At 57.6% G+C, this 15,540-nt stretch carries 13 protein-coding genes and 5 pseudogenes; 6 read left to right on the forward strand and 12 right to left on the reverse strand.

What is annotated here, in order from left to right:
- Positions 1 to 8 precede the first annotated feature (8 nt).
- Together AC0NIH_RS30475 and AC0NIH_RS30480 are read right to left on the reverse strand one after the other, a co-directional pair.
- Positions 9 to 239: a hypothetical protein gene (locus AC0NIH_RS30475; protein ID WP_473469564.1), complete on the reverse strand. Its 231-nt coding sequence runs from the start codon at positions 237 to 239 to the stop codon at positions 9 to 11.
- Between the two features lie 120 nt (positions 240 to 359).
- Positions 360 to 1,431: pseudogene (locus AC0NIH_RS30480) on the reverse strand (IS1595 family transposase).
- A 216-nt stretch (positions 1,432 to 1,647) separates the two neighbouring features.
- Here AC0NIH_RS30480 and AC0NIH_RS30485 point away from each other — a divergent pair.
- The 3 genes and pseudogenes from AC0NIH_RS30485 to AC0NIH_RS30495 all read left to right on the forward strand — a co-directional run.
- Positions 1,648 to 1,803: pseudogene (locus tag AC0NIH_RS30485) on the forward strand (DUF4158 domain-containing protein); the annotation flags it as partial.
- A gap of 145 nt (positions 1,804 to 1,948) precedes the next feature.
- Positions 1,949 to 2,089 (forward strand): hypothetical protein, encoded by a 141-nt coding sequence (locus AC0NIH_RS30490; protein ID WP_474025099.1) that lies wholly within the window; start codon positions 1,949 to 1,951, stop codon positions 2,087 to 2,089.
- Positions 2,090 to 2,188: 99 nt separating this feature from the next.
- Positions 2,189 to 2,638: a transposase gene (locus tag AC0NIH_RS30495; RefSeq protein WP_474025276.1), complete on the forward strand. Its 450-nt coding sequence runs from the start codon at positions 2,189 to 2,191 to the stop codon at positions 2,636 to 2,638.
- Between the two features lie 37 nt (positions 2,639 to 2,675).
- Here AC0NIH_RS30495 and AC0NIH_RS30500 read toward each other — a convergent pair whose 3' ends face one another.
- The 5 genes and pseudogenes from AC0NIH_RS30500 to AC0NIH_RS30520 all read right to left on the reverse strand — a co-directional run.
- Positions 2,676 to 3,491, reverse strand: coding sequence for an HAD family hydrolase (locus AC0NIH_RS30500; RefSeq protein ID WP_473469784.1), 816 nt, complete (start codon positions 3,489 to 3,491; stop codon positions 2,676 to 2,678).
- Positions 3,492 to 3,749: 258 nt separating this feature from the next.
- Positions 3,750 to 4,835 carry a cysteine protease StiP domain-containing protein gene (locus AC0NIH_RS30505; protein WP_473469783.1) on the reverse strand — a complete coding sequence of 362 codons (1,086 nt, stop codon included), beginning with the start codon at positions 4,833 to 4,835 and terminating at the stop codon, positions 3,750 to 3,752.
- Positions 4,836 to 4,919: 84 nt separating this feature from the next.
- Positions 4,920 to 6,047 carry a phosphoribosyltransferase domain-containing protein gene (locus tag AC0NIH_RS30510; RefSeq protein ID WP_473469781.1) on the reverse strand — a complete coding sequence of 376 codons (1,128 nt, stop codon included), beginning with the start codon at positions 6,045 to 6,047 and terminating at the stop codon, positions 4,920 to 4,922.
- A gap of 746 nt (positions 6,048 to 6,793) precedes the next feature.
- Positions 6,794 to 7,659, reverse strand: a pseudogene (locus AC0NIH_RS30515) (transposase); the annotation flags it as partial.
- Positions 7,557 to 7,838: pseudogene (locus tag AC0NIH_RS30520) on the reverse strand (ISL3 family transposase); the annotation flags it as partial. The pseudogenes AC0NIH_RS30515 and AC0NIH_RS30520, both read right to left, overlap by 103 nt.
- Before the next feature lie 43 nt (positions 7,839 to 7,881).
- Between AC0NIH_RS30520 and AC0NIH_RS30525 the strand changes: the two are divergent.
- On the forward strand, positions 7,882 to 8,562 hold the full coding sequence (locus tag AC0NIH_RS30525; protein WP_474025100.1) for an IS6 family transposase: 681 nt from the start codon (positions 7,882 to 7,884) through the stop codon (positions 8,560 to 8,562).
- A gap of 53 nt (positions 8,563 to 8,615) precedes the next feature.
- On the opposite strand, the pseudogene AC0NIH_RS30530 reads toward AC0NIH_RS30525, so the two are convergent.
- The 5 genes and pseudogenes from AC0NIH_RS30530 to AC0NIH_RS30550 all read right to left on the reverse strand — a co-directional run.
- Positions 8,616 to 9,347, reverse strand: a pseudogene (locus tag AC0NIH_RS30530) (IS701 family transposase); the annotation flags it as partial.
- A 115-nt stretch (positions 9,348 to 9,462) separates the two neighbouring features.
- The gene (locus tag AC0NIH_RS30535) at positions 9,463 to 10,779 is read right to left on the reverse strand and encodes a metallophosphoesterase family protein (RefSeq protein ID WP_473468937.1); all 1,317 of its coding nucleotides are present in this window, start codon (positions 10,777 to 10,779) and stop codon (positions 9,463 to 9,465) included.
- 423 nt (positions 10,780 to 11,202) lie between these two features.
- A complete protein-coding gene (locus AC0NIH_RS30540) occupies positions 11,203 to 11,811 on the reverse strand; it encodes a hypothetical protein (RefSeq protein WP_473468935.1) in 609 nt (202 codons plus the stop codon).
- 31 nt (positions 11,812 to 11,842) lie between these two features.
- Positions 11,843 to 12,811, reverse strand: a complete 969-nt coding sequence (locus AC0NIH_RS30545; RefSeq protein WP_473468934.1) for an ImmA/IrrE family metallo-endopeptidase — start codon at positions 12,809 to 12,811, stop codon at positions 11,843 to 11,845.
- 2 nt (positions 12,812 to 12,813) lie between these two features.
- A complete protein-coding gene (locus tag AC0NIH_RS30550; protein ID WP_246707511.1) occupies positions 12,814 to 13,158 on the reverse strand; it encodes a helix-turn-helix domain-containing protein in 345 nt (114 codons plus the stop codon).
- Between the two features lie 224 nt (positions 13,159 to 13,382).
- Here AC0NIH_RS30550 and AC0NIH_RS30555 point away from each other — a divergent pair, with 224 nt between their 5' ends.
- Both AC0NIH_RS30555 and AC0NIH_RS30560 read left to right on the forward strand, forming a co-directional pair.
- On the forward strand, positions 13,383 to 14,135 hold the full coding sequence (locus tag AC0NIH_RS30555) for a multiubiquitin domain-containing protein (protein ID WP_473468932.1): 753 nt from the start codon (positions 13,383 to 13,385) through the stop codon (positions 14,133 to 14,135).
- Positions 14,132 to 15,538, forward strand: a complete 1,407-nt coding sequence (locus AC0NIH_RS30560; RefSeq protein ID WP_473468931.1) for a HesA/MoeB/ThiF family protein — start codon at positions 14,132 to 14,134, stop codon at positions 15,536 to 15,538. Before AC0NIH_RS30555 ends, AC0NIH_RS30560 begins: the two co-directional genes overlap by 4 nt.
- Positions 15,539 to 15,540 lie beyond the last annotated feature (2 nt).

Consider the following 15,540-nt stretch of genomic DNA (forward strand, 5'->3'; position numbering starts at 1 on the left):
AGCCGCCGCTAGAGGCCCAGCGCCCGTGGCCAGTTCGACCAGTTTTTCTTCAGAAGCTGGCTCAACGACGAGACGCCTTCCCGCTTGAGCAGTGTCGACAGCTTGGCATCGCCCCGGCCCCCGGGGGCGAAGTCCTCGCCGTAGGTCTGACGCAGCGTCTCGACCTCGGTATTTCCATGTTTTTCGCTGATTCGTCCGTCCTGGTCGCGGTGGCGGCCGTCAAGTCCCGGTTCACGCATGTGGCGCACTCCATTTAGTAGATGAGTGGATTAAAAGCACACCATATGGTGCCACAAAAGTGACGAAACCGCAATATTGGGGGCAAAACAAGAACTGTTCCCAGCGACACGCGGCCTTTATCAACCAAAGACCGCTACGGCTGATTTGATGACGATGCCGCCATACCGGCTTCGGCGCATCTGACGACCCGTGGCGGTGCGAAAAACATTCGTTAATTGCAGTGCAGGCGGCACGCGCGACCACAGGGTTCGCACGCTCTCCCGGCCATGCCCGGCGCTTTACGAATGACGCTTCCTGTGACGACGCGCTGCGACCATCGGAAGCCGATCTCGTGGAAATACAGGTCGGCATGCTGCGGGCTGATATGATGAAAGACGCCGGTGATGGTACGGCGGACGCGGGAGTTGAAGCCCTCCACCGAATTGACGTGGACGGCGTCGCGAACATACTCGCCGCTGGAATGCTTGACGGTCTCGTGCTTGGCAAAGCTCTCACCAATGGCCATGAATGCCTTCCACTCGTCGCTCATCAAATGAGCTCCGGATTCAATCTGCGCTTCAATGACGCGCGCTTGCCCGCACCGAGAGACCGGTCACGACCGCGGCACGCGCATCACCGGCTGGAGTGCCAGGCATGACATCGGTCTGGCGTTTTGTCCGTATTCGCCTGGCCTTTCCGGCCGCGGCCCGGAGGCGGGTCGTCGGGATTCTTTCTGGACCTTCCGCCGAGATGGAAATGGTCGATCTCCACTGTGCCGGTGAGCATGTTCTCCCGTGCCACCATGAGACGCAGTGCATGTCCCATCCGCCAGGCCGTTGGCTGACTGACCCCGAGCGCCTCGGCCAGACGCACTGACGACAAGCCCTTATCCGATTGCAGCAGCAGCCACATGGCCTTCAACCAGACGCGCAAGGGAAGCTTCGTGGAGTGCAGAGGCGTGTGTGTCGTCACAGTGAACTGGAACCGGCAATCGCCGCTGGAACATTGATAAAGACCCGGTCGGGCGCGCCGCTTGCCCATGTCGCGGCCGGCTATCGCGATCGAGCGTTTGAAACCACAGGCTGGGCAGATCCGGCCATCCGGCCACACCATGCTTTCCAGCCATCGACGGCAATGCTGCTCATCCCGGAAGGCCGCAATCATTTCTTCAACAGTCCGAATGCTGGAAAGCGTTGCAAGCATTTCAGGCATTCTCACCTCCTTCAAATCCGGCTGAAGAATCGCATGACAAGCCATAGATCACAAGGATATTGCGGTCTTTGGTTGATAAAGGCCAGACACGCTAAGGTCGAACGAAGCGCGAACACGCGTGTAGATCTGTAGATGAAGCCACCGGGGTGGTTGAAAGCCTCCGGCCGATGGCGACCCAATTCTCCTTGGCATTTAATGTGCCGAGGGAGAAGGCGAGTGGGTAGAAGACGGCTTGTCAGTTCAAAGGAAGCGGCGATACTTCTGGGCATAGCGACGAACGAGGATAGTCTGATCCGTCACTTTACACTGGACCCGGCAGATAGATTGGAATGCGAACTCCGCCGGCGACCGCAGAACAAGCTGGGCTTCGCCTAAGCCCTTCGCCAGGATGTCTCAATGAACTGAGGAGCCTCGACTCCCGACGGTTGCTTCCCCTTATACGCGCAGGACGACGAGGGTCGTGGAGATTGTCGGCTTGCTCGGCCATAGCACGGGTTGACGTCCTGGCGAACGCCTCATGCAACGGCTCGGCATTCCGGTCAGTGACGACACCATCCTGCGGCAACTGAAGCGGGATGCCGCGGTTACTCACCGCGCCTCCGAGATTCGGGTGGTTGGCATCGATGACTGGAGCTGGCGCACGGCATCTTTTTCATGATGTCAAGCAGCGCGGCTACACCGGCGCTTCTCCAATCTGGAGCGACTGCTGGGAGCTTGGCGGCGGGCCGAAAGAGTGCGCGCCGATGATGTTCCTTCGATGGCGATCAGCTTGGGACCCGTTCGAGATCCGGATACCGGCCACGCGATTTCGCCAGTTATTGCCGCGGCGCTGTGCATAAGGCCAAGAGGCCTGCTGACGCCTCGACAAGCAAGGAAAGTCGATGCCCTGAAGCAGGGATCTGACGCATTCGCCGAGATGCGACGCCTGGCAATGCGCTTCAACGGTATCCTTCGGAGCAGGAGGTCGGAAACACTGGACCCCTGGATCGACGATGCAATCGATTCCGACATCATTCCGATCATGCGATTCGCCCGTGTTTTGCGCAGAGACATCGATGCCGTCAACAACGCCATCGAGCTGCCCTGGAGCAACGGACAGGCCGAAGGTCAGATCAACCGCCTCAAGACCCTCAAGCGCGCAATGTACGGCAGGGCAGGCCCCGAACTGCTGAGAGCACGAATGCTGCCACCGCGCCACACAAATTGAGGAAGAACCTGATTAACTGCCAAGCGACAACCGTCGTTCAAGCAAGGCTCGCAAAAAAAGTCTTCGTTGGCGCGTTTAGCATCGCCGAAATCTGCGAGCGCGATGGCGCACCCCACCAGTCGCACAAATTGAGGTAGCCGAGATCGCTTGCACTGTCACCGAACCCGATCGCTGGCCTATCTCCGGACTCCGAGCGGATTTTCTTCAAGAGGAACTCTACTGCCCGGCGCTTTGAAACCGGTGGGGGAATAAGCGCGAAGTTGTTTCCGTTGTGATGCCGTATCCAACCCGCATCGTCGAACTCAAATTTCAGTTCCGCCAGCCTCTTGCCATCGCCGTTGTTTTCTTTGAAGACTGCGTATGTGGCCATCTCCATTTCTTCAACGAGCCACGAACGAACAGATATTTTGCCAGCTTCGGCTCCTTGCCGACCTATTTCAAGTACCTTGTTCAGTGCCTCCCTGTGAGGGATCAGTTCCTTAGAAATGACATCGTGCCATTCCTTCAGATGCGCACCGTCCGGTTTAAGTATGACAGCGCCGTTGGCAACAATTGCATAGCTGTTGAACGCGATCTTGACGTTCCCGTAGGCCGTCGTGCCACGTGCCGTGACGGGAATGACTTGTGACGTACTCAGCAGCCAATCGACCATCGCAACCTGCCGCGGGGTCATCATCGAATGATGTCCGTTCGAGGAGATCGCAGCTAGCGCCAATTTATGCTGGCTGCCTTTCGGACACTTTGCGCGCGTTTGGAACAATGTGTCATCCAGATCGGCAAAGACGATGGGCTGCATGGCGTGATCTGCGAATTTGACGGGTTGATCAGGCACTGCACTCGATCCGTCATACATGTTTGGAATCCGTTTTCGTCAACTCGGAAAGTTACCGGGCAGATGCTTTGATTTTGCGTTCACATCTATGCCAACCGCTTCCCTCAAAGCGACGGCCAGCCCTGTTACAATCGCAAATTGACATTCTGTCCGCCAACAAGAGTTGCAGTCACGACGCCGATCAGCAAGCCGGATGAATCGAATGCCCGCCCCGCGCTCGATCGGTTGAATCGGTGCGGAAATTTGGATCGAAAGGCGATATATTTTTAATCAACTTTGTCATACTTTTCGGATCAAGGTAATGGCGCGATATGGCTGGATTTTTTTCGGGACGACTTGAAATAGGACATTTTTCTCCCGGATCAAATGCCGCAGCGCTGCCAGCTCAGCGTCTTCAACGGAAGACAGGAGTACAATTTGAGGCATGCGGCGCAGAATTGCCCTCGTGGCCTCCGCAATTCCTGGCTTGATCCGATTGGTATTCTCAACGGCAAAGTCTGCAGCAATTCGATTGATTGCCTGCCGCGATCGTCTCTGATGGCTTGAGCGGTCGTTGACCGTCCACTGCGCGAGATCAATATTTTGGTCTAATGCGGTGACGGCATGTGTCCATACATTGTCTACGAAAGCAGCTGAGATGTCGTGGGAGATCAAGTGATCCCATCTGACTGTACCGTGAAAGTCTTCCGGACCTGTGACCTCCTCGTTCAGTATCGAACGGCTGATTAGCCCGGACACGGTGCTTCCGAGTATTCCCGATGGAATGAGCCAGTCTTCGCCTGACGCCGCAAGCCACGCCCGACCACAGGGGTCAGACAGAACCACCAGCTTTGGCGGCTGTGCAGAAAATGAATGGAAGCTCCGTTCCAGCTCGGTGGCGATAGCGCCTTTGCCGGTCCAGCCATCAACAAACAGCAGGCCTTCAATGGGCCGCCGCTCAATGATGTGGCGCATTGCATTGCTGTCGATTCCGCGGTCCCGGATGATCGAAATGCCAAAGTGTTCGACGTCCTTTCCCAAGCGCGACAACGCACGCTTCAGGAGAACACCCAAAGGCACCCCGGCCCGAACGAGGCTCGCCAACGTGATCGGGCCTTTAGTTTGATTTGAGATAGACCGCGCGAGAGCTGCCACCTCGCGTCCCATTCTGGCAGCGCCAGCTGACATCGCTTCATAGAATATCGCCATGTAGGCGGCTTCGGGCGCGCTTTCGAACGAAATCATTTCCGAATAATGGCGTAGGCCGGACTGTATCGCCGTTTCCTTCGAAGCGTCGTCGATTGGCTCCAAATTAACGAGCTTCAAAAGCAGCGTGACGTCCGTGCTGCGATACGTGCCCGAAATGAATTTACGTTGCGTCTTCAACAGAGTCTTCCCTTCCTCCGCCACTTACCGGAACTTCAGGCGTACGACTGCAACACCGCGTGAAATGATGGTATGGGGAACCACTTACTGGGGAATTACTACGGTTGCCCGTTCCAAGAAGTGCATAAGTATAGGGCTTACGTCCGCTTCATCCGTCTCCGAGCACAGGAGAATTTTCACGTATTCTGACGGGACGACATTGTACAAATAATTAAAAACATTCCCGCCGTAATTGTCCTCAAATGCAATTTTCTTTACAATCGCGTGACCCACTGAAAGCGGTGATCGGGTAACCGATGAGTAGTGGACGTCAGCTCCTTCCGTCTCCAATTTTTCCGCAAGCAGGAACGGCTGCCATACGTTTTCTCCTGTACCAAGTACCAGCGTAGCGCCCGACGATGCCGCCTCACCACCCAGTTGAAGACGGTGCCGGGAGACACCCAACCGAGCCCAGTCGATATCCTTGTCGGGCAAAATGACTTTACCCCTTTTTGTCTCAACAAACGGCACTTCCGGCGCGTCGATGTTCAAACCGTTTGCATCCCAGCGATACCGCCCGGAAAGGATTGACGTGCGCTTCACGTTGGCTGCGATCATCTGTTCGGCAGCACCATCTGACCAATCCATAAGGGTGACGAGCACCGTATTTCGAAGAGTCGACCTGATGCTGGCAGGCAGAGCTGCGAACAGATTACCGAATGTTTTTCCAGTCGACGCTTCATCGTCAATTAATACAAGCGTCCGGGCATTCTTGACCATCGAGACCAGGCCTGGCGCGAGCGGCCAGTGGACGAGATGTCCTGTGGCGTGACTGTGCTCCTCCTGGAACTCGCAAATTAGGGGCAAACCTAGCGCGTGTCTGGTAGTGCAAATGTAAACGGTGTCGTCCCGGTCATATTGTTCTGAATATTGCTGGTGCACGCCCGCTCCCAACCCGACAGCAGTTTCGGCCATGCCTATGAACAGGATTGGCCCTTCGAGATCGGGTGAAATTTGGTCGGCCAGAAGTTTGTACGTCTTTCGCATCAGCGAAGGCCGAACGGGACTGTGACGCCCAAGCAGCTTGGAAGCGAACAGGAAAGACCGTTTAGGATTGATGCGCTCCGCGAACCCGAACATTGCATCGGGGGGCATTAGGCTGCGATCGATTTCAACCGATATGGTTCCGCGGGCGAGTTCGGCAGAAAGATATTTTCTAAGTGAATTGTCCAAAATGTCCCACCTGGGTCTTTATGATTCAGGGCGTTGTCGCGGTAACTTCTCGTGAGGAGTACGCAGGTTCATGCGCACCAGCTACAAACGCCAGCGCTCTACCGCCGAGATTGTCCCCGTGCGGTGTGGCTTTATTAGCGGTCCCTTTGGGCCTGCGCCTGGTCGAGAAAATTCTGGAGCGCGCGGGATCGTCGTCTCCTGTGAAACGATCCGCCGCCGAAGGAAGAAGTATGCCTCTAGTGCGTTCGACGACTGCGCGCGAGGCGGCCCAGACCCAATGATGGTTGGCACCTGGACGACGAATGGCGAGCACCGCGCGCTAGGCATCAACAACAGTGCCGAGAATCCCCACCAGCCGCTGCGAAACGGGCAATTCAGTACTTCTGGGCCAATTGCCATGTCATATCCGCTGGTTGGGGCAAAGCCGTTACAACGCCCTCCCCCAAGTTAATGTGCAAGTGAGGTGCCATCCTGAGGACGTAGCTGCGCGCTGATACTCAAATTGGCAGGCGCACCTTCGCGTCGCGCTCTTCCTTCTTTTCGCGTTGAAGGCTGCGCACGAAATGCAACACGTTTCGTATGGCGCGTCTGTTCGATAGTCGACAGTGTGGGCCAATAGCGACAGTATTGTTTGTAGGATCCTGTGGTCGGCACCGGTCGGTCGCCGTCAGTATATCAAGCGAAATCAGTGGCGCCGGCGCGCGTGCTGCCGCCCGAGCCGCTTCGACGAGCATGCCGCGGGCACACAGCCGCACCGTCGAATAGAGCTGCGCCAGGGCTGCGGCGGCTTCAAGTCCCTCCAGCCGGCGATAGCCGACAATGCGGCGAACGACGGCGCCGTTCTTCTGCTCGACAAATCCCTGGTCATTCTTCCGGTAAGGCCGGCAGCGGGTGAACTCGATGCCGCCGTCCCGGCAGTAATCGCGCACAGTCTCATTCAGGAACACGCTGTCATTGTCCGTGTCGAAGCCGAGAAGTTGGAACGGCAGGAGCCGCCGCAGTTCCGTCAGCACCTCGCTCAGCAGCTTCTGCTCCCGGACAAGCAGGGAAGCGCATTCCGTCCACCCGCTTCCAATGTCGGTGAGACAAAGCGTTTGGATAAAGCTGCCGCTCGCCACCGGGCCACTGTGCGCCATCAGGTCAGCCTCGACAAATCCGGGCGGAGGGTCCTGCCAGTCGGATAAAGTACGGATCGGAATGCTCCGTCGTAGCGCCGTGGATACCGCGCTGCGGCGTCGTGCCCGTCCTCCTGCGGTCTTTCGGGCCTCGCCAAGAACGCGGTCGATTGTCGCCGCGCTCATCGTCAGAAGCCGGGTGCGGATTTCCGGGTCAAACGAAGATGTCCGTGACGTTCCATCGCCTCGACCAGAATAGGAGCCAGCGCCTTCAATCGTTTGCCACAGATCCGGTCCGACGCCTCCCAGATGACGATCAGCGCTTCACGAAAGGCATCGTCATAAATGCGGCGGTCGGGCGTCGGCCCTGAACGAGACGGAGACGGGCCCTCCCGTCGGAATCGATTGCATCGTCGATCCAGGGGTCCAGTGTTTCCGACCTCCTGCTCCGAAGGATACCGTTGAAGCGCATTGCCAGGCGTCGCATCTCGGCGAATGCGTCAGATCCCTGCTTCAGGGCATCGACTTTCCTTGCTTGTCGAGGCGTCAGCAGGCCTCTTGGCCTTATGCACAGCGCCGCGGCAACAACTGGCGAAATCGCGTGGCCGGTATCCGGATCTCGAACGGGTCCCAAGCTGATCGCCATCGAAGGAACATCATCGGCGCGGGCGTTATCAACTTAACTCGCGTTCAGGGATTTGCGGCATAGACCCGATGTCATGAACACCGCAACCGTCAGCTACAAGCGCCATCGTTTCCCGCGGCAGATCATCGCCAATGCGGTCTGGCTCTACTACAGGTTCCCCTTGAGCCTGCGTCTGGTCAAGGAAATGCTGCTGGAGCGCGGGATCGTGGTTTCGTATGAGACAATCCGCCGGTGGGGCATCAAGTTCGGCCCGCATTACGCTCGCCGCTTGCGCCGCAAGCAGCACAGCCGAAACGATGTCTGGCACCTGGACGAGGTCGTCATCACCATCGCCGGCAGGAAACACTGGTTGTGGCGCGCCGCTCGACGAAATCGTCCAGAACCGCCGCAGCACCAAAGCGGCCAAGTGCTTGCTGACGCGGCTGCTGAAGAGCAAGGCGTCGCGCCGAAGCGCATGATCACCGACAAGCTGCGCTCCTATGGAGCAGCCAGGCGACAGGTGATGCCGGACGTCGAGCATCAGTCGCATAAGGGATTGAACAACCGTGCCGAGAATTCGCATGTGCCGCTGCGAAAACGGGAGCGGATTATGCAAGGCTTCCGATCACCAGGAGCACTGCAACGCTTCGTTTCGATCTTCTCGGCACTGCGCAATCTCTTCGTCCCGCCCCGCTCAAAACGCTCCGCTCTCGCTACACATATTCACCGCCTGCAGGCCATGGCGGAATGGAAAGCCGTGGCCATGGTCAGCTGACATCAGCGGCTGCAGGTCTCAATGCGTGTATATGCAGACAACGTGACATCCCCCGGCAGCGGGCTCTCGCCTGGGCGCCAGACGCTGAGTGTGGGCTGAACGCCGACAACATAGGTCAGACCGAGCTCGGACAGGCCTGCGCGGAAACCGCCGTCGGCCCCATATCCGGCGTCGGCCAGAACCACGCCGGGCGCGACGCCCTCGGCCTTGGCCGTCCTGATCTGCTCGAGCGCGATCTGCGGCTTGGTCTGGAACGTGATCTCCGCCGGAATCTTGGCCTTCTTGCGTAGTTCCGGATCCTCCGCCCAGCTGTGCGGGAGATACAGTTGGTAGGCGATCGGAAGCGAGGCTGCGTCATTTGCGATCGATAGGCTAACCGCAATCTGACAGTTGTCCTGCTTGCCCAACTGGCCGCAATACTGGCGCGCTACGCCCACCGAGTGCTTGCCCTTCTTGGGAAAGCCCGTGTCGTCGACGATCCACGCCCGGATCGGTCCACGCTGCTCGATCCGTGGAAGAACTCAGCCGCGAACCCGCGCCAGCAAGGTCGCGTCCGACCACGGCGCCTGTCCCACGAAATGCAGCAGAGACTGATGCTTGGCCGCCACCCGCGACGGCGCCGTGACGGCCGCCAACGGTTCCACGCTCTTGCGCTCCATCGGCATCAGCAGTCCCAGGCAATAATCCTTCAGCGGCTCAGCTCGGTCGGCGTGGCCGATCACCCCGATCAAAGCATCGATATAGGCGTCGAATGCTGCTTCACTCTCGACTGTCCAGTCGGGCATGGCGGGGCGCTTCCCTGATCACGAAGCAGCACCCTAACAAATCCGCGACCCGCGCGAATCCCCCCACAGCCGCGACTTTCTGACTCAGTAAGACTAGGATGGCGCTCCCCAAACCTCAACTGGAGAGCGCCATGCTAAAGGTTTTGTCCCCGAAGACCCGGCCACCCGGCGCCTCGATCGCGGCACCCGCGATATCGACCAGCAGCCGCTCCTTGCCGTAAACCTTCTGGATGTCACGCGCGATGCCGGCCACCACCTTGCGCTTCGAACGCACCCCGATCTTGTGGATGGTCTCCACCAGCAGGTCAATCATGCCGTCGATGATCTGTGCTTCCCGCATCATCAGCAAAACGGTATGGAGGCCCAGTTGCCGCCTCGGGGCGTGGCGGCGCATCTCCGACGCTTTTTCGGATGGTTCGGCCGCGAATGGAGAGACGTTAAGCTCGAGCTTCTCCACCCAGGTGTCACCCATCTGCTCCGCGACCTGCTCGGCTTCCGCGAGCAGCAGGTCGCGGTCACGGATCAGCGCCCAGGATAAGGGTGAAACCCCGGTCAGGCCGAGACGGACCACAACGTGACGGGACCTGACGGAGGCGCGCGCATCTTCGAGCGCGGAGCGGACTCGTCCGACGACATCGGACCATTCCACCGTTTCGGTCAGGTCGACATTCACCCTTTCGAATTGCGCGATGCTGGTCAGCCTCTCCTCGATCTCTACGGTGCGGTCGTCTCGTATCGTCACCAGGGTGACGGATTTCTCCCCGGCCTCATTGATGTCCCTGCCCTGTGGAATTCCCGGCATCACCACCGTGCTCGCCCCGGGATGGACCTGGCGGACATGGATGTGCCCAAGCGCCCAGTAGTCGAAGCCATGGGCATGCAGGTCGGTGGCGTTGCAGGGGGCATAGACGTCGTGGCCGGGCGATCCGGCCAGGCTGGTATGCATGATGCCGACATTGACCGCGCCTTCACGCGGCGCTGAATACTTGGGCAGCAGGCTGTCCGGCGCCTTGGGGCTGGCGAAGCTCAAGCCATGAAACATGACGTCGAGCCCCCCGGCTGTCTGCAGCACTGACTGGGGACGGCCACCGAAGATCGTGACCGTCTCCGGGAACACCAGCTGCTTCGATATGCGCGGTAGCGCGTCATGATTGCCACGGATCTTGAAAACCCTGATGCCGGCCTGGTGAAGCCGTGTCATCTGCGACGCCAGGAAGCGGGCGGTTTTCATCGACGTCTGGTCGCCATCATAGAGATCGCCGGCAATGACCAGCGCATCGACACGCTCCGCCAGGCAGAGGTCAACTATGGAGACAAACGCCTGGCGGCTGGCGTCTCCGACGAGTTCAGCAAGGTCGCCGTTTCGCAACGCCAGCGAACGCAGCGGTGAGTCGAGATGGATGTCGGCGGTGTGAACGAATCGAAATGGCATGACACTGGCTCCGGTCCGAGCATAACGGCGTTCGGCTGCGGCTCGACAGGAAAAATCTCAAGATACGGGGTGTTGGCTCTCGAGCTATAGGTCGCCGTTCGAGCGAGGTGAGTGGCGATGTGTTGGGTAAGGTCTTCGCGTTGACAGGTAGTTGCCCAGCACCTTGCGAACGTCGAATTTTAGGGGTCGCGAGCGATGCCTGCACCGGGGCGCCTGCCCGCGCGGCGATCGGGACCTGGCGGCCAATGGCCGCCGTCAAAGCGCGAGCTGAGAAGGTCGGTTGAGCCGCTCCTCGGTGCGTCGTCGGTGCAATCGCGCGTTTAGATTTCGAACAGCTCAACCCGTGCCTGTCGAACAGCGGTATCAACGCTAGGAACCAACTTGAAGTGATCCAAAAAGGTTTCGCTTTCTACCGAGAGCGTTTTAATATGTGGCCCGAGCACCGACACTATTGCTTTCGCCGCATTTACGATAAGCGGCAAGGCATCGAAGAAGATCGGAAGCCTTGCATCGTGTAGGGAAGAGAAGGGCAGCCATAGCCTCACCTCCGACATAGGAATATATGGTCGTCACCCTTTCCGCGCTAAGATGGGAGGCTTTGTGCGGCATGTTGAGCAGAGTGTCGGTATCTTCCCACGAAATCGCCTGGATAAAGGCCGCCTCCCCTACTTCCGGTGGCGGACCATAGGTAACCAACCCGTAGTTCTTCGACCTCCCGGTCTGGCTCCCCCTTGTGAAGAAGGTCTCCAGGCTTCTGATTCGGTTGGCGTGGTTATGATGTCGGGCGTTCCGAATTGCCAACAGTGTCGCTGTTGGCGCAGTTCGGTTCCACTCAAACACGATTCGAGGATCGTCCTTTGCGGCGTCATAGATGCTATGAAATGCATTCAGGATCGCCGAAAGACCTTGGTCCAGGTTTCCGGCACATTCCTGCGGGTCGATCTGCAGAAGCTTCGGTGCGCGCATGAGATGTTCGGTATTGATCCGCAACGCATGCGAAAAACTATCGAAAGCTTCGCTTATTGATTTCACGCTTTCCTCAACTTTTGGGAGATTTCAGCACTTAGGATTTTGCGGAACGAGCCGAAAATCCGAGAGACAAACCGCGGGCGACAGGCGGAATGACAAACGATGTCTTCAAGTCGGACCGCGCATGGATCAGAATAAAGGTATTGTACGGAGTGCCAAAACCTTCCGCGACGAACTCGACGATCTGGCCGTTCCTGTCTTCCATTGGCAGTGTGCCGGGTTTGGACATCTTTCGACCGCCTAGGGGAATGAAGCTGGCCAATGGATTCGCACCATCGATCTGTTCGGGTAGGATTAACTCTCCGAAGCGCTTTTGAAAGAGCGGCGATATCTCAACCCGGCGAAGCGGAGACGTCATCCCCAGGAGAGGACATACCTCGACCGGATTAAGGACTATAACCGCGCAGGCTCTGGTATTGCGCCTTACATACTCTCTCAGCGATGCGTAAATTGAGGCTCCAAATTTCTTGCTGAGAGCCAGCGGCACTTTAATGCCAAAGCTGCTGTCAGCCGCCATCTGTGCAAAGCGCGAATCCTGGAAAAGGACTACCGCAGCGAAGATGTTTGCCTCACGCTCGAACTGATCGGATATGTCCGGCGACAAGGACTTGTCGCAGTCCTGTATCCACTTAAACATCGGCCCTTGGTGGGGGATGTGCTTATGTCCGGCCTCATGCAGTTTGATGAAATTCTGCTTTGTCTCGGTGAGAGACGTGTCGATATGGATGAGATCCGCCTGAACGTCGAATACCCCTCGCACCTTCTCGATTGCCGATTTCACAAATCGTGCGGCGCGATCCCCGAGATCCTGAGTATAGCGCAGGAGAGTTCGTGGATCGAAGGCGCTCAGAGGCGAGACCCGGAGCTTGGCCGCGCTCAATAAATCAGGGACCGGCGTAGGCAGCCGGTCCCATGCATTTGCTTTGTTCAACAGGTCGATCGCCGCGCGATGGATGGCGGTATATTCATTTGGCGAAAGCGAGCTGTCATCGGGCTTTCTCAAGATCAATCCTTCTTTGACCGTAGATAACCGAGGTATTTCAATAACTCTGCCTCCTCAGTCTGCGTTAAATGCAATTCAGCGAAGGTCGCCGCTCTCCCATGGCGCTCAACATCGGTACGCGCTGTAGTGATATATCCCGCTAACTCCATAAGTTTGTCGTAATCCACGCCGTACAGGTTTGAGAGTGCATACAGGATATTCGGTGACGGTCTTTGAATCTTTCCGTTTTCAATCTGGCTGAGATAGGCATTTGAGACTTCTTTGTTGGTGGCTTCCTCAACTTGACGGAGGGTCAGCTTTCGGTCAGTGCGGATAGACCCGATATATTCTCCTAGGGTTACTTTCACGACTCTCCTCTTTTCATGGCAGTGCATGATGCGCCGAGCACTACCTGGGTTTCACGGCGCAAGGCATTTTACCGCCACTGCTTGATAAGTCAAGCATGCGATGCACATGCTAATTATCTCAAGCGTGCGTATCTTTTGCTTGACAAACTTAGCAAGCTTGCCTCATCATGCAGACATTGGATATCCGCGGTGGATCGCCAATAGCAACAGACGAGGCATTAAAAATGAAACTGACTGAAACTGAACATTCGAGTTCGCGCGTCGAGGAGCTTCTTGAGGAGATCCTCGATGAGATCGTCGATCTGGAAGCCTACGCCAAAGATGGCAAGCGCCCGCCATTGGCCAAGCGTTACCGCTTCAAGGTCAACGACACCGCTTACGTGTGGGACAAGCCGCACATCACCGGTCGCGAGGTTCTTGCACTTGCCAGCCTGACGCCGCCTGAGAATTACACGCTGCGCGTAAAGCTCGCTGGGCACAAGCCGCAGAAGGTGGAACTAGATGAGCGTGTCGATCTCCGTCACCCTGGTACGGAGAAGTTCCGCGCGATCCGTAAAGAACAGACTGATGGTGAAGTCCAGGAGCGGCGCGATGCGCCGCTCCTGGACGCCGACCGGCTGTTCCTCGACTCGTATGGCCTTCCGTTCGACATCGTCCAAGACGGCTCTACGTGGGTGATTCTGCGCGATTTCCTCCTGCCACCCGGCTTCACGCACCAGCATGTCTCGGTTGCCATCCGCATCGAGCAGGGATACCCGCTGACTCAGCTCGATATGCTGTATGTCTTTCCGAAGCTTGCTCGGCTGGACGGCCGCGAAATCCCACAAACGCAGGTCGAGCAGTCCATCGAAGGCAAAATATTCCAGCGCTGGTCGCGTCACCGCTCCGGCGAAAATCAGTGGATTCCGGGTGTCGATTGTCTCGAGACTCATGTCTTCCTCATCGAAGAGATTTTCGAGAAGGAGGCTGCGCGATGAATGTCACGCTCAGCATATCCGTCGACCAGCACGACAAACTATTCGATCATTTGTTCCCTGGCGATAACCTCGAGGCTGCCGCCCTTCTCCTGTGCGGCGGTGCTAAGCACGCCGATCGATACCGACTGTCAGTTCGGGAAGTCATCCTGTTAGATCACGACAAGTGCAAACGGCTCGATGATCGGATTTCCTGGCCGACCGACCTGATAGTCCCGCATCTCGACACTGCCGAAGCGCTTGGCCTTAGTGTGATCAAAGTGCATTGCCATCCGGGCGGCCATTCCGCGTTCTCCCCCGTCGACGACGAGGGCGACGGAGAGCTTTTGCCCATCGTACGCTCTTGGGTTGCCGCCAATCTCCCGCACGGAAGCATCGTCATGTTGCCTAGCGGTCGCCTGTTTGGCCGTTACCTCTGGCAGGGTCATGCCATGCATAATTTGGATATGATCAGCGTGGCTGGTCCCGACATTCGTTTCTTCCCGAATGTCCAAAGAAACACAGCGGCTGAGCCATCCTTCGGTGCATCTCAGGACCAGGCTTTTGGAGAAGGTACAACCTCAACCCTCGCCAAGCTTCGAGCTGGCATCGTAGGCATCTCGGGCACTGGGAGTCCACTGCTCGAGCAGTTGGTACGCCTCGGCTTCGGAGAAGTAGTCATTGTCGATCCAGACCACGTCGAGGATCGCAATCTAAACCGCATCTTGAATAGTTCCGTCGCCGACGCTCAGGCCGCACGACTCAAAGTGGATGTTGCCGAAACGGCTGTGCTTGCAACCGGCCTTCCAACCCGGATCATCAAGATGGCAACAACGTTGATGTCGGCGCCGGCGATTCACGCGCTCTCGGTTTGCGATGTCATTTTCGGATGCGTAGACACCCATACCGGGCGCTTTCTGACAAACTTGGTATCGACTTACCACACAATCCCCTATTTCGATATCGGTGTGATGCTTGATGCAGCTGTGGAAGGCGACGACAAGGGAAAGATCCTGGATATCTTCGGCACGGTCCACTATCTGGTGCCCGGCCGTTCTAGCCTGATCTCCCGGGATGTCATCTCTCTGAGCACCGTGGCAGCAGAGGGCTTGGCGACGTCGGACCCGGCGGCGGCGGCTCAACAGGTTCGCGACAAATACATTCGCGGTGCCGTCGTAAGCAGGCCTGCCGTCATCACCATCAACATGTTTGCCGCAGCGTTGGCCGCGAATGATTTTCTTGCCCGGGTACATAATTACCGCCAGATGCCAAATGCCGATGTCGCATCAATCGAGTTCAGTCTTGGTCAGTTGCGCCTTGTCGCAGACGAGGAACAGGAAGACTGTACGCTTCTGCGCCCATGGCTGGGGCATGGCGATATCGCGCCACTTTTGGGACTGCCCGAACTCTGGGAGATCTCGCAATGACT

It is taken from the genome of Mesorhizobium sp. WSM1386, assembly GCF_055901595.1.

Coding starts and splice junctions, on each gene's coding strand:
- AC0NIH_RS30475 (WP_473469564.1), bottom strand. CDS start 239: ATGCGTGAACCGGGACTTGACGGCCGCCACCGCGACCAGGACGGACGA.
- AC0NIH_RS30490 (WP_474025099.1), top strand. CDS start 1,949: ATGCAACGGCTCGGCATTCCGGTCAGTGACGACACCATCCTGCGGCAA.
- AC0NIH_RS30495 (WP_474025276.1), top strand. CDS start 2,189: ATGGCGATCAGCTTGGGACCCGTTCGAGATCCGGATACCGGCCACGCG.
- AC0NIH_RS30500 (WP_473469784.1), bottom strand. CDS start 3,491: ATGTATGACGGATCGAGTGCAGTGCCTGATCAACCCGTCAAATTCGCA.
- AC0NIH_RS30525 (WP_474025100.1), top strand. CDS start 7,882: ATGAACACCGCAACCGTCAGCTACAAGCGCCATCGTTTCCCGCGGCAG.
- AC0NIH_RS30535 (WP_473468937.1), bottom strand. CDS start 10,779: ATGCCATTTCGATTCGTTCACACCGCCGACATCCATCTCGACTCACCG.
- AC0NIH_RS30555 (WP_473468932.1), top strand. CDS start 13,383: ATGAAACTGACTGAAACTGAACATTCGAGTTCGCGCGTCGAGGAGCTT.
- AC0NIH_RS30560 (WP_473468931.1), top strand. CDS start 14,132: ATGAATGTCACGCTCAGCATATCCGTCGACCAGCACGACAAACTATTC.